General features: G+C 66.2%; 13 protein-coding genes. 3 read left to right on the top strand and 10 right to left on the bottom strand.

The annotated features are described in order from the left end of the window. Positions 1–2: 2 nt before the first annotated feature. Positions 3–3,302, top strand: coding sequence for an efflux RND transporter permease subunit (locus tag U5A65_RS29580; protein WP_321948694.1), 3,300 nt, complete (start codon positions 3–5; stop codon positions 3,300–3,302). A 53-nt stretch (positions 3,303–3,355) separates the two neighbouring features. Here U5A65_RS29580 and U5A65_RS29575 read toward each other — a convergent pair whose 3' ends face one another. The 6 genes from U5A65_RS29575 to U5A65_RS29550 form a co-directional block, all read right to left on the bottom strand. Further along, complete coding sequence (locus U5A65_RS29575; protein ID WP_321936777.1) at positions 3,356–3,625, bottom strand: hypothetical protein; 270 nt, start codon at positions 3,623–3,625, stop codon at positions 3,356–3,358. 52 nt (positions 3,626–3,677) lie between these two features. Next, positions 3,678–4,220, bottom strand: a complete 543-nt coding sequence (gene bamE, locus U5A65_RS29570) for an outer membrane protein assembly factor BamE domain-containing protein (RefSeq protein ID WP_321914190.1) — start codon at positions 4,218–4,220, stop codon at positions 3,678–3,680. A 6-nt stretch (positions 4,221–4,226) separates the two neighbouring features. Beyond that, entirely contained in the window at positions 4,227–5,765 is a 1,539-nt protein-coding gene (locus U5A65_RS29565; protein ID WP_321948693.1) for a hypothetical protein, read from the bottom strand. A 146-nt stretch (positions 5,766–5,911) separates the two neighbouring features. Then, the gene (locus U5A65_RS29560; protein WP_321914188.1) at positions 5,912–6,379 is read right to left on the bottom strand and encodes a hypothetical protein; all 468 of its coding nucleotides are present in this window, start codon (positions 6,377–6,379) and stop codon (positions 5,912–5,914) included. A 154-nt stretch (positions 6,380–6,533) separates the two neighbouring features. Beyond that, the gene (locus U5A65_RS29555) at positions 6,534–7,097 is read right to left on the bottom strand and encodes a peroxiredoxin (RefSeq protein ID WP_321914187.1); all 564 of its coding nucleotides are present in this window, start codon (positions 7,095–7,097) and stop codon (positions 6,534–6,536) included. Between the two features lie 165 nt (positions 7,098–7,262). Then, positions 7,263–8,654, bottom strand: a complete 1,392-nt coding sequence (locus U5A65_RS29550; RefSeq protein ID WP_415765834.1) for an EAL and HDOD domain-containing protein — start codon at positions 8,652–8,654, stop codon at positions 7,263–7,265. A gap of 408 nt (positions 8,655–9,062) precedes the next feature. On the opposite strand from U5A65_RS29550, the gene U5A65_RS29545 reads away from it, so the two are divergent. After that, the gene (locus U5A65_RS29545; protein ID WP_321948692.1) at positions 9,063–11,051 is read left to right on the top strand and encodes a GGDEF domain-containing protein; all 1,989 of its coding nucleotides are present in this window, start codon (positions 9,063–9,065) and stop codon (positions 11,049–11,051) included. Positions 11,052–11,099: 48 nt separating this feature from the next. Next, the gene (locus U5A65_RS29540) at positions 11,100–12,542 is read left to right on the top strand and encodes an HDOD domain-containing protein (RefSeq protein WP_321948741.1); all 1,443 of its coding nucleotides are present in this window, start codon (positions 11,100–11,102) and stop codon (positions 12,540–12,542) included. A gap of 53 nt (positions 12,543–12,595) precedes the next feature. Here the strand turns inward: U5A65_RS29540 and U5A65_RS29535 are convergent, their stop codons facing one another. The 4 genes from U5A65_RS29535 to astB all read right to left on the bottom strand — a co-directional run bounded on the left by U5A65_RS29535 (position 12,596) and on the right by astB (position 17,796). Next, positions 12,596–13,981: an EAL and HDOD domain-containing protein gene (locus U5A65_RS29535; RefSeq protein ID WP_321948691.1), complete on the bottom strand. Its 1,386-nt coding sequence runs from the start codon at positions 13,979–13,981 to the stop codon at positions 12,596–12,598. Positions 13,982–14,290: 309 nt separating this feature from the next. Continuing rightward, positions 14,291–15,091, bottom strand: coding sequence for an ABC transporter substrate-binding protein (locus tag U5A65_RS29530; protein WP_321914182.1), 801 nt, complete (start codon positions 15,089–15,091; stop codon positions 14,291–14,293). A gap of 328 nt (positions 15,092–15,419) precedes the next feature. Beyond that, positions 15,420–16,472 carry a succinylglutamate desuccinylase gene (gene astE, locus U5A65_RS29525; RefSeq protein ID WP_321948690.1) on the bottom strand — a complete coding sequence of 351 codons (1,053 nt, stop codon included), beginning with the start codon at positions 16,470–16,472 and terminating at the stop codon, positions 15,420–15,422. Then, positions 16,456–17,796 carry an N-succinylarginine dihydrolase gene (gene astB / locus U5A65_RS29520; protein ID WP_321948689.1) on the bottom strand — a complete coding sequence of 447 codons (1,341 nt, stop codon included), beginning with the start codon at positions 17,794–17,796 and terminating at the stop codon, positions 16,456–16,458. The genes astE and astB overlap by 17 nt, the downstream gene beginning before the upstream one ends. Positions 17,797–17,799 lie beyond the last annotated feature (3 nt).

Here is a 17,799-nt window from a genome sequence, read left to right as displayed (position 1 = left end):
CGATGAATCTCTCGCGCCCGTTCATCTCGCGCCCCGTCGCGACCACGCTGCTCGCCGTCGGCATTGCGCTCGCCGGCCTCTTCGCCTTCACGAAGCTGCCGGTCGCGCCCTTGCCGCAGGTGGACTTTCCCACCATCTCCGTGCAAGCCACCTTGCCGGGCGCGAGCCCCGAAACGGTGGCGACCAGCGTGGCTAGCCCGCTGGAGCGCCACCTGGGCTCGATCGCCGACGTCACGGAGATGACCTCGCAAAGCTCGGTGGGCAGCACGCGCATCACGCTGCAGTTCGGCCTGAACCGCGACATCGACGGCGCCGCGCGCGACGTGCAGGCGGCGATCAACGCCGCGCGCGCCGACCTGCCCACGAGCCTGCGGCAGAACCCGACCTACCACAAGGTCAACCCCGCCGACGCGCCGATCCTGATTCTCGCGCTCACCTCGCCCACGCTCACCGCGGGCCAGCTCTACGACTCGGCGGCCACGGTGCTGCAGCAATCGCTCTCGCAGGTGGACGGTGTGGGCGAAGTCGACGTGAGCGGCTCGGCGAATCCGGCCGTGCGCGTGGAGCTGGAGCCGCACGCGCTGTTTCATTACGGCATCGGCCTCGAAGACGTGCGCGCGGCGCTCGCCTCGGCCAACGCGAACAGTCCGAAGGGCGATATCGAATTCGGCCCGCAGCGCTTTCAGCTCTACACCAACGACCAGGCGAGCAAGGCGAGCCAGTACAAGGACCTCGTGATCGCCTACCGCAACGGCGCGGGCGTGAAGCTCTCCGACGTGGGCGAAGTGGTCGATTCGGTGGAAGACCTGCGCAACATCGGTCTCGCCAACGGCAAGCGCTCGGTGCTCGTGATCCTCTACCGCCAGCCGGGCGCGAACATCATCGAGACCGTGGACCGCGTGGTCGCGATGCTGCCGCAACTCAAGGCGTCACTGCCCGCCGACGTCGAGGTGATCCCCACGTCGGACCGCTCCGTCACGATCCGCTCCTCGCTCAAGGACACCGAACACACGCTCATCATCGCCGTGGCGCTCGTCGTGATGGTGGTGTTCCTGTTCCTGCGCAACTGGCGCGCGACGCTCATTCCGAGCGTGGCCGTGCCCATCTCGATCATCGGCACCTTCGCGGCCATGTATCTGATGGGGTTCTCGCTCGACAACCTCTCGCTCATGGCACTCACCATCGCGACGGGCTTCGTCGTGGACGACGCCATCGTCGTGCTCGAGAACATCTCGCGGCATATCGAGAACGGCGTACCGCGCATGAAGGCGGCGCTGCTCGGCGCGCGGGAGGTGGGCTTCACGGTGCTCTCGATCAGCGTGTCGCTCGTCGCCGTGTTCCTGCCTATTTTGCTGATGGGCGGCATTGTCGGGCGCCTGTTCCGCGAGTTCGCGCTCACGCTCTCGCTCGCCATTGCGGTGTCGCTGGCCGTCTCGCTCACGCTCACGCCGATGATGTGCTCGCGCCTGCTCGAAGAAGCGCACGAGAAGAAGGAAGAAGGCCGCTTCGCGCAGTGGCTCGAACGCGGCTTCCTGCGCATGCAGGGCGGCTACGAGCGCACGCTCGGCTGGGCGCTCGCGCATCCGTTCGTGATCCTGCTCACGCTCGTCGCGACCATCGCGCTGAACGTCGCGCTCTACGTGGTCGTGCCCAAGGGCTTCTTCCCGCAGCAGGACACGGGGCGCCTGATCGGCGGCATCCAGGCCGACCAGGCCACCTCTTTCCAGGCGATGAAGGTGAAGTTCTCCGAGATGATGCGTATCGTGCAGGCGAACCCGGCGGTGGACTCGGTCGCGGGTTTCTCCGGCGGGCGCGCGACCAATTCGGGCTTCATGTTCGTCTCGCTCAAGCCCAAGAGCGAGCGCAAGCTTTCCGCCGATGAAGTCATCGCCCAGCTGCGCGGGCCGCTCTCGAACGTGGCGGGCGCGCGCACCTTCCTGCAAGCGGTGCAGGATATTCGCGTGGGCGGCCGGCAGTCGAACGCGCAGTACCAGTTCACGCTGCTCGCCGACAATACCGCCGACCTCTACAAGTGGGGGCCGAAGCTCACCGAGGCGCTGCAGGCGCGCCCCGAACTCGCCGACGTGAATTCGGACCAGCAGCAAGGCGGCCTCGAGTCGATGATCAACATCGACCGCGCCAGCGCCGCGCGGCTGAACATCACGCCCTCGCAGATCGACAACACGCTCTACGACGCATTCGGCCAGCGCCAGGTCTCGACGATCTACAACCCGCTGAACCAGTACCACGTGGTGATGGAAGTCGCGCCGCAGTACTGGCAGAGCCCGACCATGCTCAACGAGATCTGGGTGAGCACCTCGGGCGGCACGGCGAGCGGTGCGCAAAGCACGAATGCGACGGCGGGCACGGTGACCGGCCCGACCACCGCCTCGACGGGCGGCACATCCACCACCACGGCGTCGAGCGCCGCGACCATTGCCGCCGACTCCGCGCGCAACCTCGCGACCAACTCGCTCGCCGCGAGCGGCAAGTCGAGCGCGTCGTCGGGTGCGGCGGTGTCGACCTCGAAGGAAACCATGGTGCCGCTGTCGTCGATCGCCTCGTTCGGCCCCGGCACGACGCCGCTCTCGGTGAATCACCAGAGCCAGTTCGTGGCCTCGACGATCTCGTTCAACCTGCCGCCCGGCAAGTCGCTCTCCGACGCGACCGCCGCGATCTACGACACGATGGGTGCGATCGGCATGCCCGCGACGATACACGGCAGCTTCCAGGGCACGGCGCAGGCGTTCCAGCAGTCGCTCGACAACCAGCCGCTCCTGATTCTCGCGGCGCTCGCGGCCGTGTATATCGTGCTGGGCATTCTGTACGAGAGCTACATCCACCCGCTCACGATTCTTTCCACCCTGCCCTCGGCGGGCGTGGGCGCCCTGCTCGCGCTGCTGCTCTTCAAGACGGAGTTCAGCATCATCGCGCTGATCGGCGTGATTCTGCTGATCGGCATCGTGAAGAAGAACGCCATCATGATGGTGGACTTCGCGATCGAGGCTTCGCGCCAGGGACTGAGTTCGCGCGATGCGATCCATCAGGCGTGCCTCTTGCGCTTCCGGCCGATCATGATGACGACCTGCGCGGCGCTGCTCGGTGCGCTGCCGCTTGCGTTCGGGCGCGGCGAAGGTGCGGAGTTGCGTGCGCCGCTCGGGATCTCGATCGTGGGCGGCCTGATCGTGAGCCAGATGCTCACGCTCTATACGACGCCGGTGGTGTATCTGTACATGGACCGGTTGCGCGTGTGGTGGGATGCGAAGCGCGGGCGCGGGGCGCCCTCGGCGCAGGTGGAATAAGCGCTGGCGTTAGCGTATTGAGAAACGGCTGAAGCCTGGCTTCAGCCGTTTTTTTATGCCCGTACGCTGCGAGGCTGAGGCTGGGGTTGCCGCAAATGCACCGGCAGGCAACGCACGATCAGATGCAGCACCAGCGGAACGATGATTCCATCGTCCACGACACCGGCGAGCGGCAGCGCGATATTGAACGGGTCGAGCGCGTAGAGCGCGAGCAGCGCCGTGGCGGGCATGAGCCACACCGGGCGTTCTGGCTGGCGCAGCGCGTGCCACAGCACGCGTGCATCGCCCTTCACGACATTCCAAAGCAACGCGATACGTTTCATCTGCTTCCTCCTTGCGGCTGGTGCAACTTGTGCGGCCTGAGCGCTCGCCGCCTCAATGCTGCTCGTGGCCCGGTGCATCCGAGCGCGACGTTCTGATCACGAGCCCATCCGGCGCAAAATGGGCGTTGAACATGCCGTCCCCCGCCACGCCGCCTTCGGCCCAGTGCCAGCTCCACACTTCCTCGTGGCTCAGCGCGTATTTTGCTACCGTGGCCGGCTTGCCGAGCAGGCGGCGCACTTCGTCCTGCGTCATGCCCGGCACGACCTGAGCGATATTTTGCGCCGTAAGCGCCTGAGTCATCGCCACGAGTTTGCCGTTCGCGTCGAAGTCGAGCATCCACGTGGTGAGGCCGTTTGGCCCGCGCGGGTATTCCAGGCGCTGCGCGCCGTCGTCGTCTTCCCAGACCATTTCGGGCTTGCCCGCTTGCTGGCGTACGTCTTCGACGGTCGACACGCCAATACGCAGGCCGCCGAACGCCATCGAATCGGGTTTGATCGCGTTGACGGCGTCGGTGACCTTTTGCTGGTCGCACGCCGCGAGCAGCGTGGCGCTGACAGCGATCAAGGTCGCGGCAATCCAGGGTTTTCGTGACATATCCATCTAACCTTGCTGCTCAAAACTACCGGGAAGTGATTGGGACAACGCAGGCTGTGCAACGTTCGCCGCCGCGTCGCGCTGGGCGCCGCGGTGCATTGCCAACGCCGCCTCGCGCTCGGGTTGCGTGAGCATGCGCTTGACGAGAATGGCCTCCATGGCGTCCACCGCGCGTGGCGTGCGGAAAATTTCCTCGTCGGCAACGCCGCGCGAGCGCAATTCGCCGCCGAGCGGGCTGAACTGCATGGTGAGCCTGCTCAGGTCGAAACGCGCCTCTGTCCAGCCGAGATACCAGTGCCACTGCGTGTAGTACCGCCAACTGCGCTCGTTGAACGCGCGCACGTGCGTGGGATCCTGCCACGCGCCGTACGACAGGTCGTAGGGAACGAACACGCGCAGGGTGCCGCCCTCGCGAAGCAGTTCGAGGCAATGCGTCATGAAGCGCGTGAGAGCCGGGACATGTTCGAGCACGTCTATCGCCTCGATCTCGTCGAACTGCCCCACTTCGAGCCGGATCAAGCCATATCTGGGGCTGAAAAAGATCGACTTCAAGCCTGCCGGGTCCGCAAGATCGCCGAGGAGGTCAGGCTGCCATTTCGGGTCGATGTCGATATTCAGTCGCTCGGGGTCGTAAGACTTGCCGCTGCCAAGATTGATGCGGCGCGGCACCGGTAGCGAGAGCTTCGGCAGCAGCGCGGCGAGAATCGCGGCCTGATCGCGGCGGGCAAAAATCTCGAAGCCGCGCTGCTCGACCGCGTGGCGGCGCGCGTCGTCTTTTGCCAGCGCAACGCAGGTTTGCACGAGGGCATCGTAGGGAACCGCGACGACGGCTTCGCACAGATCGTCTGCAATTTCGGTGTCCGGCTCGCACTCGCTCACCACCGCCTTGCGATTGGCAAGCAACCAGGACGTGCGGACGACTTCGTGAATCTTGTCGTCGTAATAGTGGACGTTGAGCACAAGCTTGCTGCGCGCAATCCACCGGTCGCGCTCGTCGCCGTAGACGCCTTGCAAATGCTGCACGACGAGGCCCGACGCGCGCAGCGCCTCGAGAATCTTGTGCCTGCGCTCATTGAGCATGCCGTAGAACAGCACGTCGACGTCCTGCTCCGCCGCCGGAATGCAGGTGAGTTGCGGCACGTAGCCGGGCGTGAGCACATGTACATGCGCATTGCCCGTGAGTTCGCGAATGCGCTCGACATTCGAGGGCGAATAGTCGAGCACGGGATGACGCCGCAGCGTCTCGACATAGTGCGGGATCCTGGCAGGCCAGCCGGCGCGCATCTGCTCGAGATTGACGATGACGGTATTGGACGGCAGCACCGTGCCAGGCGCGAGCAGATGCGCGCCGAACACGAAGTTGACGCCACCGCCCGCGAGGAATTCGTTCTCGGCGGCGTCAACCTGCGTGCCGAGCGCCGCAAAAGCGGCCCTTAGCCCGAAGGCGTAGTCCTGGAAAGCGGCGCTGTGCGCGTAGCCCGCGGGCCGGGCCGTGACGATGCGCACACGCTCGAACATACGAGGGGGAACGGGAAGATTCTGCATCGGGATTGCCTCATCGGTGCGCCCGGATGGGACGCCACGAAGCGGCGATCTCGAAGTATCCAATGACGCAAGACCATGGTATTTGCGCCTCCCAGGCATTGGAATCGGATTTATCTCAAATCCTGTCAGACCTGGCCTGTCACCCCCTACAGCTTCTGAGCCATCGCGAGCGTAAAAATACGCGCCCAGCGTTTCGCTTCACGCTCGCTTGGCATAGGCAGTTCCCAGAGCGGGCGCTGCGGGTCAACCACGCGCAGCGCCACGTGCCAGCCGTCGGCGCCGCGCGCCGGTTGCGCGCCTTGCAGGTCGGCAAAGATATACGCGCCATGCGCCCCGCCCTGCGTCAGCTCGCAAAAACGCTTGCCCGCGGCGAGGCGCGCTTCGCCCCATGCGCCCGCTACGCGGTGCGTCCAGTCGCCTTCGCCGCGCACGTTGGGCGCGATGTCGCGCATACGGCGCCACCACCAGGCGATGAGCGCGACAAACAGCGCCGCGGCGATCACGGCTGCCCCCACGGCAACTCCCAGGCCGAACTGCGCCGCAATGGCGTTGAAAGACCAGTACGCACCATAGACGAGCGCGGCGAAGGCAAACAGGACAACGATGATCGGCATGCGGATTTTCCAGGCGGTGGGGAGCCGTGCGAGGGCGAGGTGTCGGCGCGCCAATGCCGGCACGCCAGGACGAAACGCGGAGGGACGATCGGAACGGATCGCTGCGAGGCCCACGCGCGCGGCGGGCCCCGCTTTTTACTGCGGTTTGCGGCGACTACTGCTGCGGATGCTGCGCGGCCCACTCCTTCACGGCGCGCAGCGTGTTCGCGACATGCTGGTCCGGCGAGAGGCTCGTGTATTCGTAGATGATCTTGCCGTCCGGCGCGATCACATACGAAACGCGATTGGCCATCGATTCGTGCATCGGCATCGACGCGTCATACGACTTGATGATCTTCGAATCTTCGTCGGCGGCCACCGGGAACTTGCTGCGGCACTCGCTCACCGAGAACTTCGTGAGCGTGTCGATGTTGTCGTGCGAAACGCCGATCACGGTCGCGCCGTACTGCTTGTACTCATCGACCGCTTCGGCGAATTCGTGCGCTTCGATCGTGCAGCCCTTCGTGAACGCGGCCGGATAGAAGTACACCACCACCGGCCCCTTCTTCAGCTCCGAAGCGAGCGAATAGGTGTAGGTCTTGCCGCCCAGCGACGCCTGGGTCGTGAAGTCGGGCGCAGGGTCGCCCGGCTTGAGTGTTGCCTGTGCGGACAACGTAAAGAGCGCAAGCCCGGCGCAGACGAGCGCCGCGGCTCCCGCCGCAAAGAACCTCGGTTTCATGTCGAATGCCCTCGAGTTGAATCGCCACGCCGGCGCGCGTTTTGTGGGCGCTTTTGCCCATCACGCAATTCAGGCGCATGACGGCGCGCCCCCGGCGATGGCGATATTCAATCACACAATTGCGGCGCTCGCAGCGCGCACCGGCGCAAACCTTACAGCCTGTTTTCAACCCTCGGCGTAAGCCGTGAACCATGCGCCGGCCCACAGGTTCAGTTCACCGAGCAGCGGCGGCGTGAGCGCGGTGAACATGCCGCCCGCCTCGCGCGCGAGGCGCTGCGCGCCGTCGTGATCGCCGCGCTCGGCTGCGGTCGCGATGAGCAACAGGGTGCCGAGCTCGCCGCGATGACCGTCCACGGCCTCGACGATCTCGCGCGCAAGGCCCAGCCGATCGAGCGTGTTCTCGGGCGTCGAGCCCACCAGCACGTGCACGAGCGAGAAGATGCCGGTCATGAAGGCGGCATCGGCGAAGTCGGGGTCCTGCGGGTTCAGGCTGCGCGCGGCAAGCTCCATGAAGTGCGAGCGCGTACCGGCGAGTTGCACCAGCGGGTCCGAGCCCCAGGGCAGGTCGCGCCCGCTCGCGTAGAGCAGCAGTTGCGCCCAGCGCGCAATCTGGCGCGTGCCCGCCGCGAGCACCGCTTCGCGCAGCGACGAAATCGGCCGTCCGGGCGAGTACGCGCTCGAATTGACGAGACGCAATAGTTGCACCACTACGCCCGGGTGGCTGCGCAGTTCGCGCTCGAGTTCGGCCGTGCCGACGTCGTTCGCCACGAGCGCGAGCAGGCGCACGAGCGCAAGGCGCGAAGCGCGCACGCGCGGCGCGCGCAGCACCTGCGGACGCGCAAAGAAGTAACCCTGGAAAAGCTCGAAGCCAAGCGACGAGGCCAGTTCGAAGTCCTCGCCGGTCTCGACCTTCTCGGCGATCAGCGTCTTGCCGTGCGCGGCGAGGTTCGCGACCAGTTCGGGCAGCGCCGCGCGCTCAGTCTGCATCAGGTCGACCTTGACGATGTCCGCGTAGGGCAACGCGCGCAGCAGGTTCTCCGTGATCTCGCTCACGTCGTCGAAGGCAATGCGGTAGCCCGCGCGGCGCAGTTGCGCGAGCCGCTCGAGAACCGCGGCGTCGAAGCGCACGTGTTCGAGCACCTCCAGCACGAAGCGGCCGGGCGGCAGCAGATGCACGATGTCGTCGAACAGCAGTTCGCGGCTGATGTTGACGTAGCCGTAGTGACGGCCGAGCACCGCGGGCACGCCGAGCTGGCCGATCGTACGCGTCATCACCTGGGCCGTGGCGAGCGCGTCGTCGTCGACATCCGCGCGGTTCTGCGCGCCGCCGCGAAACAGCAGCTCATAGGCATTGAGCGCGCCATTGCGATCGAGAATGGGCTGCCGGCCGAGATAGACGAACGGCTGGACGGCGCCCGAACCCGCGCCGGGCGCCGCCTGCGACTGCGGGCGAGACGGCGGCACCGACAACGCCTCAGACGATGGCGCGGGCGCGGCGTCGGGCTGCGGGCCGGTGGATGACCCGGGCGTAAGGCCGGGTTGTGAAGCTGACGGCATAGACGGCGCGGAACCAGGGGTGCCCCTGTCCGCATCGTCTCGCACAGCCTCGCTTGCCCGCGCGGCAAACGCTGACGATGAATCGGACATGGCGGATGACTCGTACGGATGGAATAGCCGGTATTGGCCGCCGACGCACCGGGCCGCCCCTGCGGCCGGCAAGACGGGCGCTTTACGCGCGCCGACCCATCGCGCATGGCGAATGGCGTCTCGACCGGCGCCACTTTAACCGAATCTGGACGCCGCCGCACCGCTCTGCCGTCACCTTTATGCGTTAGGTGTTTTTTCGGTCGCAGCGGCTAAAGATTTCTCGTCCGAGGTCGATAACTTGCTCTGATGGGCGGCTTCAGCCGGATACGGAAACCGGCAAGGACGCCACAGACAAACAAAGGGTTGCCAGCGACAGACATGGAAGCGAACAGGATCTCCGCGCCCCGCCAGGGCTGGTTGCGCACGGTCATCGACCGGCTCTATGCGCTTGCCGGCCTCAAGGGCATTGCCGGCGACCCGCCCATGCCTGGCGAAGCGAACGCGGCGCACGAAGCGCGCACACAGCGCGCAGCGGAGCCGGCGCACAACGAAGGCGCCGCACCGCTCGTGCCGCCTTCGCTCCCCGCAGCCGCATCGAACTACGCCGACGCCGTTTCGCTCTCGTTCGAGAACACGGCTGCCGCCGTGGACTTCCTCGTGCACGTGGACTCGCGGCTCCACTTTCTCTACGTTTCCGACGCAAGCCTGCGCTTTGCGGGTTATCACCGCGAGTTCCTGCTCGGCGCGACGCTTGCCGACATCGTCACGCCCGAGCATCACGCGCGCCTCGAAGCGCTCTTCGCGCGCGCTGCGCACAGCGGCGCCGTCGAAAAAGACACGATCGATCTCGTCAAGGCGCTCACCTACCCGCTTCCCGTGGAGCTGCGCGTGCAGCGCGCCCAGTATGGCGAGACGACGGGCTTCGCCGTGGCAGGCTTCGACGTCTCCGGCTGGCAAGGCACCGAGGCCGCGCTGACCCACGCGCTCCACCACGATCCGCTCACCGGCCTGCCCAACCAGACCGCGCTCGCGCCCGCGTTGCAGCGCGCCCAGGCCGACGCGGACCATTTCGGCGTGCCGGTCGCGCTCCTGCTGCTCGACCTCGACGACTATCAGCGCGTGAACCGCGCGCTCGGCTACGACGCCGGCGACGAACTGCTGCGCGAGACCGCGCGGCGCCTGACCCACCTCGCGCTGCAAGGCGAAATGATCGCGCGCATCGGCAGCGACGAATTCGCCATTTTGATCACGCCGCAACGTCACGCCGCGCCCGACGAAGTGCGCGCCGCCGCCGAAGCGCTCGGCCGGCGCCTGCTCACCTCGATCCTGCAGCCGTACTCGTTTCGCAACCAGCCCGTGCACCTTTCGGCGAGCATCGGCATTGCGTTCCATCCGGACCAGCGCCCGGATGCGTCCGGCGCAAGCTATACAGATAACCGCGCAGATAACGGCGCCGACGCCAGCGCCGACACCACGCCGCTCATCCGCCGCGCGGACCAGGCGCTCCAGCAGGCCAAGGCCATCGGCGGCAACACGCTCACGTTGCACGTACCCGTCGACGACCCCACCGACGCCATGCGCCTGAAGCTGGAGTCGGACCTCTACGACGGTGTTCGCAACGGCGAATTCTCGCTACACTTCCAGCCCATCACGAGCAGCGCGTCGCGCGGCGTGGTCGGCGTGGAGGCATTGATCCGCTGGCAACATCCATTGCACGGTCTCGTGCCGCCTTCAACATTTATTCCTCTTGCGGAATCCGTCGGCCTGATTAATTATCTCGGCAATTGGGTTTTGAAGGCTGCCTGTATGCAACTGACCCAATGGGACGAGCAAGGCATCGAGCTGCAGTACGTTGCAGTCAATGTCTCGCCCCAGCAGTTCCGCAATCCGCGTTTCAGGGAAAGTGTCGAGGAGGCGATCGAGCTCACCGGCGTCGATCCGCGCAGGCTCGTGTTCGAGATCACCGAAAGCCTGCTCATGCACGATCCGCAGCACGCGAAAACGCTGCTCGAAGAACTGACCTCGCTTGGCATTCGCTTCGCGGTGGACGACTTCGGCACGGGCTATTCGAGTCTTGCGTACCTGCAGCGCTTCCCGCTTTCGAAGCTGAAGATCGATCGAAGCTTCGTGGAGAACCTCATCACTTCGCGCAACGATCAGGCGATCGTGAACGCGGTGGTGGGGCTCGCGCGTACGCTCGATCTCGAGCTCGTGGCCGAGGGCGTGGAAACGGAGGCGCAGCGCGAGCTGCTGACGAACATGGGTTGCGAGCATATCCAGGGATGGCTCGTCTGCAAGGCGCTGCCTTCAGAAGAATTGCAGCAGCGCTTCGTTTCGGGTGCGTTGCACGTGCACGAGGTGCAATGATGCGGGCATCGCAAACAGCAGGGCTTTCGCGAAATTGACATGGTTCAGATGGTAAAGGCCGTCCTGCTAGACCGCTTGTGGGCCCGCATGAATGAACGCGGGGACTTCCCCTTGCTGTCGCAATCGCTGCGCACCACGGTCGCGGCGATGACGAACGACGACTACGATTTCAGCGCGCTCGTGAAGGTCGTGCTCTCGGATTTCGCGCTCACGCAGAAAGTGCTGCGGCTCGCGAATTCGGCCATGTACATGGCGTTCGGCGGCAACATCACGACCGTCACGCGCGCGCTGATGGTCCTCGGCATGGACGCGGTCGGCCATCTCGTCGTCGGCCTGAAGATCGTCGATCACTTTCACCACAGCGCCCCGCGCCGTATCGACGCCAAGCTCGAACTGAACCGCACCATGCTTTCGGGCTGCGTCGCGCGCAAGCTCACCGAGCACGGCGACCTGCGCGCAGGCGAAGAAGCCGTGGTCTGCACGCTCATGCGCCAGGTGGGCAAGCTGCTCGTGGTGTTCTATCTCGAACCCGAGTGGGACCAGATTCGCCGCGAAATCGACGAAGGCTCGAGCGACGACGAAGCGTGCCTCGCGGTGCTCGGCGTGACCTTCGAAGAACTCGGCCTCGAAGCCGCCTCGCGCTGGCGCCTGCCCGACACGATCCGTGCGGGCATGCGCCAGTACGACCCGGCCGACAAGGAGCCGCGCGACGTGCAATGGCTGCGCGCCATCACCAACTATTCGACCGAAGTCGCACGCGTGCTGACCACGGCGGGCCTCTCCGACGAAATGCGCGAGACGCACATCGCCGAGCTCGCGCAGCACTATGGCCGCGCGCTGTCGACCGACGCGGACGTGCTCGTGCAGATGAGCCTCGCGCTCGCGCGCGAGGAGGCTGAAGACGGCGTCATGCGCGAGATCGTCGAATTGCGCGCCAACGCCGACGCCATTGCACGCGAGGCGCTCGATCCCGAGGCGCGCATCGCAGCCGGTGTCGAGGACCTGCGCGCGCTCCCCGCCGATAGCCCGCTCAGCACCGCCCTCACGCTCGCGACCGAAACCGTACTCGCGGGGCTCGGTTTCGCACGCAGTGTGGTGTTCGTGCGCCAGGGCGCGAACAAGTTCGAGGCGCAGCACGGCTTTGGCGCGCACATGGGGGACGTGCTACCCAAGCTCTCGTTTTCAGCCGCGTTCCAGCCCGACGTGTTTCACCTCGCCATCGCGAACAAGGTGGGCATCTTTATCGAGAATGCGCGCGACGCGAAGATTCTCGCGCGCCTGCCCGGCTGGTATCGCTCGAGCTTCGACGACACGCGCGCGTTCGTCCTGCTGCCTGTGGGCGCGCCCGGCGTCGAGCCCGTTGCGTTGATGTACGGCGACTGGCTCATGAGCCAGGAGCCGCGCCGCATCTCACAGAAAGAGATGAGCGCGTTGAACGATCTCGCGCAGCAACTCGCGCGCTTTTTCACGCACGCTCCGCAGGCCGTTTGAGTTTGCACTGAGCGCGGCGCCGCATGCTCGCGCGGCACCGCCCTCCTCCTTCTTCAGTCCTCGATCCTCTCCAGCCCCTCGTCTTGCGCGTCGCGGCCGGACGTGCCCGCCCATTCCGCAGCGCTCAGCGAGATGGCCGCAGCAGTGGCCGCGTCGAGCGGCGCGAGTTCCGCGCACAGCGCGTCCACACGGGTCCAGTCCGCACGCTCGAGCGCCTCGGAAAGTTCGAGCAGCCGCCCGAGCGCGCCCTCGCGCTTCACGATCGCCGTGCGAATCGGCTTGGCCAGCGTGAGCACTTCGAGCGTGCTTTCGAGCGGACCGCCGAACACCGCCTCGACGAACGAGAACACGCCGACGAGAAACGCCGCGTCTTCTTCTTCGAGGTGCGCGTGGGCGAGCTGCGTCACGGCGATTTCCATGAAGCGCGCGCGCGTTGCCACGAGTTGCAGCAGCGGGTCGTCTTCTGCGGCGATCTTGCGGCCGTCCGCGTAGAGCAGCAATTGCGTCCAGCGCGCGATGGCGTTCGTGCCGGTCGCGTTGATCGCCTCGCGCAGCGTCGTCACCTTGCGCCCGATGTTCATGCTGCCCGAGTTGGCAAGCCGCATCAGATGCATCACGAGCACGGGGTTCAGTTTCAGCTCCGCTTCGAGCTGCGCGACGGTCGGTTCGGCCGCCAGCAGATGCAGCAGGTTCAGCAGCGCCTGGCGCGGCGCGCTCGAGCGGCGCGCGCCGCCGTGCGGCTTCGCGAAGAAGTAGCCCTGGAAGCGGTCGAAGCCAAGGTCGTGCGCGCGCTGGTAGTCTTCCTGGGTCTCGACGCCCATGGCCACCAGCAGCTTGCCCGCCGCCTTCATCACGCTCGCGAATTTCGGCAGCACCGTGGGCGCGATCTCGCGAATATCGATCTTGATGGCGTCCACGTACGGCAGCAGTTTCGCGAGCGACTCATCCGCCTTCGACACATGGTCGAGCGCGAAGCGGTAACGCCGACGGTGCAACTCGACGAGCCGCGCAATCAAATCCGCGTCTGCGCCGATGTTCACGGGCAACTCGAGCACGACGCGCTCGGGGCTCACGCGCTGCAAACTCTCGTGAAAAAGCGCGTCGCGCGTCATGTCGAGCCAGGCCGGATGGCCCGCGAGCGAGGCGCGCAAACCGGGCGCGGCAATGCTTTTCAGAAGCGCGGTGCTCGTGGCGAAAGGCTTGGGCGTCATGCCCGAGGCGCGGTCTTTGGCAGCCGCTTCGGCCTCTTGCTCGATCTCGGCGCTTTCGCGCCGGTCCACGAGGCGTGGCAGCGTCTCGAACGCGCATAAGAGGCCGTCGCGGTCGAGCATCGGCTGGCGTGCGAAATACACTTCGATGGGCGGGCCGGCATATTCCGGCGACTGTGTGCTGCCTGCGACTCCTGACATCTGCGGCCGGTCTGCGGCGTTGAAGCTCATGGGTCCCCCGCGCGGCGCCGCGCGCATGGCGGCATCCTGGTCTTGTTTCTTGGCATGCCGCAACCGTTTGACCTCGCTGCGGACGCGGCACTTTCTTATCGCGATTTTATCCTGGCAAGTAAGACGCGGAAATGAAGTTCTTCTCGTTCGGAGGGATATTTTTGCGGGTTTTGCAGTGCAATAGCGATTGCCGGCCCAGGTTCGCCCTTCAAGGTCCGAACAACTTAATACGCAATCCGAAACAAAATCACGAAAAAAAACGACCGGCTGGATTGTCGTCCAGCCGGTCGGTCTATCGATACGGCTCGATTACTTGAGCACGACCTTCACGTCGAAGTACTTCGCGGCGATACGGTCGATCGTGCCGTCCGCCTTCAGGTCCTTGAGTGCGCCGTTCAGCGCAGCCTTGAGCGCCGGATCGTTCTTGCGCACGCCGTAGCCTACGCCCTCGCCAAGCAGCCTGGCGTCCACGACCTGCGGGCCCGCGAACGCGAATGCCGCGCCCTGCGGCTTGTTCAGGAAGCCCTTGGAGGCGGCTTCGGCGTCCAGAAACGAGGCGTCGAGGCGGCCCGAAACCAGGTCCGCGTAGATCTGGTCCTGCGTCGGGTACGGCACGACGTCCACGCCAGCGGGCGCCCACTTCGCCTTCGCGTAGGTTTCCTGGATCGTGCCCTGGAGCACGCCCACGTGCTTGCCCTTGAGCGACTCGGGCGTGGGCTGCAGCGCGCTGCCCTTCTTCGCGATCATCTGGTTAGGAATCGCGTAGATCGGGTCGGTGAAGTCGATGGCCTGGCGGCGCTGGTCCGTGATCGACATGTCGGAATTGATCGCGGCGAATTTACGCGCCTGCAGCGCCGGAATCAGGCCGTCGAACGAGTTTTCGACCCACACGCACTTTGCCTTGAGCTTCGCGCAGACGGCATTGCCCACGTCGATATCGAAGCCCTGCAGTTCGCCCGCGGGCGACTTCGATTCGAACGGCGCGTACGACGCCTCCACGCCAAAGCGGATTTCCTTGATATCGGCGGCGTGTGCGGCACCTGCCGCGCCTGCCGTCATGGCGGCTGCGCAGAATGCGAGCGATGCCAGCTTGTTCCAGTTCGTCTTCATCAGTGTCTCTTTCCAGTCAGATTGGGTGCGCCGGCTGTGCCCGTTCAGGCGGCTTCGTGGTTCGATTTGCCGCTAAAAGACGGCTTCCCGGCGCCGGCACAGGATCGCTGCGCCAATATCACGGCTCAATGACGCGCACCGCGTGTGGTGCGCCGCAGCAACCGCGAGGGCGCGATTGTACCGCGACGGCGCCTGCGCCCCGCCGCGCGGGCAGCACGCGGCGCGTGGCGCTTCCAACTGCGGCGCCACACCGACGCGGTGCGTTCGAACATGCAAGTGGATGTCGTGGATGCGCAAGCGTGCGAAGGCGTGCGTTTGCGGCAAGCGCTCAGGCGAGCGCGGCGAGCGTCTCCCGAGTGGTATCGACGACGAGCAGGCCTGCGCGCAAGCCCGGCTTCACGCCCGGATTCGGAAACACGATGCGCTCTTCGTCGTGCTGCACCACGTAGCGGTATGCGCCGTCTTCGGCCAGCACCTCGCCACGCTGAAACGGGGTGAAGTTGGGCACGTCGGCGGCCACGTTGAGCTTGAGCGCGTCGCTCTGCTTCGTGATCTGGCCGATCACCGTGAAGATGCGCGGCATCTGCGCGCCTTTCGGCAACGACAATTCGCCCGCCACGAGACGGCGCACGGCGGCGTCGGCACCGGCGAAGCGAGCGAGGTCGTTCTCACCGAAGGGACGCACCTTGCCGAGTTCGAGCGTACAGGCAAGCGCGCCGCACGTTTCGGCAGTAAACGACGACAACGTCGCGCCCTTCTCGGTGTGAATCAACACGGCCGCGATGCGCGCGTCGGCGAGCCATTCGAGCATCGCGCGCGCGGGCCGCTCGCCCGTGTGCGGCAACAGCGCGAACTGCTCGAACGCCGAGGCGCGGATCGCCGTATGCATGTCGAGATGCCAGCGCGCGAATGGCGCATCGGCGGCAGCTGGGGCCTTCGCGAAGAAACGCTGCGCCGCCGCTTCGAGCGCCACGGCGCGCGGCGCCTCTCGGCTTGCCGGCACACGTGCGTGGCGGCCGCCGAACAGGCGGTTGAGATCGTCGTCGAGATAGCGCTCGCCAGCGCGCATTGCCGCTGCGTTGCCGAGCACCGCGAGCACACGGCAGGCCAGCGGCACGTGGCCCGCCGCGATGTCGGCCACGAGTTGCGAGAGCAGTTCGATCGGCGCGGTCTCATCGCCGTGCACGCCCGCCGAAAGCAGCACGCTGCGCGTCGTCTCGTCGACGTGCGCCGGCTCCAGCTCCAGCACGCCCTCGTCGAGCCATTGCCAGCGCACGCCGTCCGCGCATTCGCCGCGCGCCGCCTCGGGCGGGGCCGGGCGCGTACCGGCCAGCGTGTACGCCAGAAAATCGGCGAGCAGGAGATCAGCGCTGGAAGTCATAGAGCGATCCGAGGCCGAGAATCTGCGTGAGTTCGTCGAGCGCCGTGCGCGACTCGACGAGCAGCGCCGGATCGGTCAGATCCTGCGGCGCGAGCCGGTCGCGATAGTGCCGCTCGATCCAGCCGTCGAGGCGCGTGAAGAGCGCGTCGTTCATCCAGACGCCCGGCGCCGTCGCCGCACGCTCTTCGTCGCTCAGGACCACGCGCAGACGCAGGCACGCCGGGCCGCCGCCGTTCTTCATGCTTTCGCGCAAATCGAACACGAGCACTTCGTCCACCGGTCCGCTGCTCGCGGCCAGTTCGTCGAGGTAGATCGCCACGTGCGGATTCTCGCGGCACTCCTGCGGCACGACGAGAATCTGCGTGCCGTCCGCCCGGCTCAGCAACTGGCTGTTGAAGAGGTACGACGACACCGCGTCGGCCACGCTCACGCGCGCTTCGGGCACTTCGATCACGTGGAACGGCGCGTCGTGCGCCGCGAGCTTCGTGCGCAGTTCGTCGTACACCGCCTTCTGGTCGACGAACGCGCGCTCGTGGCAAAACAGCGTGCTGCGGTTGCCCACGGCGATCACGTCGTTGTGGAACACGCCCGCGTCGATCACATCGGGGTTCTGCTGGGCGAACACGGTGCCGGCGTCGGTCAGGCCGTGGCGCTGCGCAATGGCGCGGCTCGCCTCGAACGTCTGCCGCGCCGGAAAGCGCTTGGGCTCCGGCCCGCGACGGTATTCGCTGCGCCCGTACACGAAGAACTCCACGCCGCGCTCGCCGTACTGCGCGCTAAAACGCGTATGGTTGGCCGCGCCTTCGTCGCCGAGCGCGGGCGTGCCGGGCAGCGCCTCGTGCACGACGAAGTGCGACGGGTCCGCGAACACCGTGCCGAGCGTGCGGCGCGTGGCCTCGTGCTCGATCGCGCGATGCAGTTTGCTGCACAGATTGGCGGGCGTGAAATGCACGCGCCGGGTGGGCGTATCCGCCGAAGGGCTCACCGTGGCCGCATTGGCGGTCCACATGGCCGAAGCGGAGCTTGCCGCCGCGAGGAGCTCGGGCGCGTCCTTCGCAGCGCGTGCGATTGCTTCGGCATCCTTACCGCCGAAACCCAGTTCGCGCAGCAAGCGCATGGAGGGCCGCTCCTGCGGCGGCAGCACGCCTTGCGCGAAGCCCAGGTCGGCGAGCCGCTTCATCTTGCGCAAGCCCTGCTGCGCCGCGGCGCGCGGGTTCGCCACGGACTTCTCGTTGTTCTGCGAGGCGACGTTGCCGAACGACAGCCCGGCGTAGTTGTGCGTGGGGCCGACGAGTCCGTCGAAGTTGGCTTCAAGGGTTGTCATCGT

This window comes from Paraburkholderia sp. J10-1, from assembly GCF_905220165.1.
Taxonomy (GTDB): Bacteria; Pseudomonadota; Gammaproteobacteria; order Burkholderiales; family Burkholderiaceae; genus Paraburkholderia.
The sequence above is the reverse complement of the archived record's forward strand: the minus strand, read 5'-3'. Positions and strand labels throughout refer to the sequence as shown.

What these genes read in the sequence shown, in the direction of transcription:
- U5A65_RS29580 (WP_321948694.1), top strand. Translation starts at nt 3, where the DNA reads ATGAATCTCTCGCGCCCGTTCATCTCGCGCCCCGTCGCGACCACGCTG.
- U5A65_RS29575 (WP_321936777.1), bottom strand. Translation starts at nt 3,625, where the DNA reads ATGAAACGTATCGCGTTGCTTTGGAATGTCGTGAAGGGCGATGCACGC.
- bamE (WP_321914190.1), bottom strand. Translation starts at nt 4,220, where the DNA reads ATGTCACGAAAACCCTGGATTGCCGCGACCTTGATCGCTGTCAGCGCC.
- U5A65_RS29565 (WP_321948693.1), bottom strand. Translation starts at nt 5,765, where the DNA reads ATGCAGAATCTTCCCGTTCCCCCTCGTATGTTCGAGCGTGTGCGCATC.
- U5A65_RS29560 (WP_321914188.1), bottom strand. Translation starts at nt 6,379, where the DNA reads ATGCCGATCATCGTTGTCCTGTTTGCCTTCGCCGCGCTCGTCTATGGT.
- U5A65_RS29555 (WP_321914187.1), bottom strand. Translation starts at nt 7,097, where the DNA reads ATGAAACCGAGGTTCTTTGCGGCGGGAGCCGCGGCGCTCGTCTGCGCC.
- U5A65_RS29550 (WP_415765834.1), bottom strand. Translation starts at nt 8,654, where the DNA reads ATGCCGTCAGCTTCACAACCCGGCCTTACGCCCGGGTCATCCACCGGC.
- U5A65_RS29545 (WP_321948692.1), top strand. Translation starts at nt 9,063, where the DNA reads ATGGAAGCGAACAGGATCTCCGCGCCCCGCCAGGGCTGGTTGCGCACG.
- U5A65_RS29540 (WP_321948741.1), top strand. Translation starts at nt 11,100, where the DNA reads ATGGTAAAGGCCGTCCTGCTAGACCGCTTGTGGGCCCGCATGAATGAA.
- U5A65_RS29535 (WP_321948691.1), bottom strand. Translation starts at nt 13,981, where the DNA reads ATGAGCTTCAACGCCGCAGACCGGCCGCAGATGTCAGGAGTCGCAGGC.
- U5A65_RS29530 (WP_321914182.1), bottom strand. Translation starts at nt 15,091, where the DNA reads ATGAAGACGAACTGGAACAAGCTGGCATCGCTCGCATTCTGCGCAGCC.
- astE (WP_321948690.1), bottom strand. Translation starts at nt 16,472, where the DNA reads ATGACTTCCAGCGCTGATCTCCTGCTCGCCGATTTTCTGGCGTACACG.
- astB (WP_321948689.1), bottom strand. Translation starts at nt 17,796, where the DNA reads ATGACAACCCTTGAAGCCAACTTCGACGGACTCGTCGGCCCCACGCAC.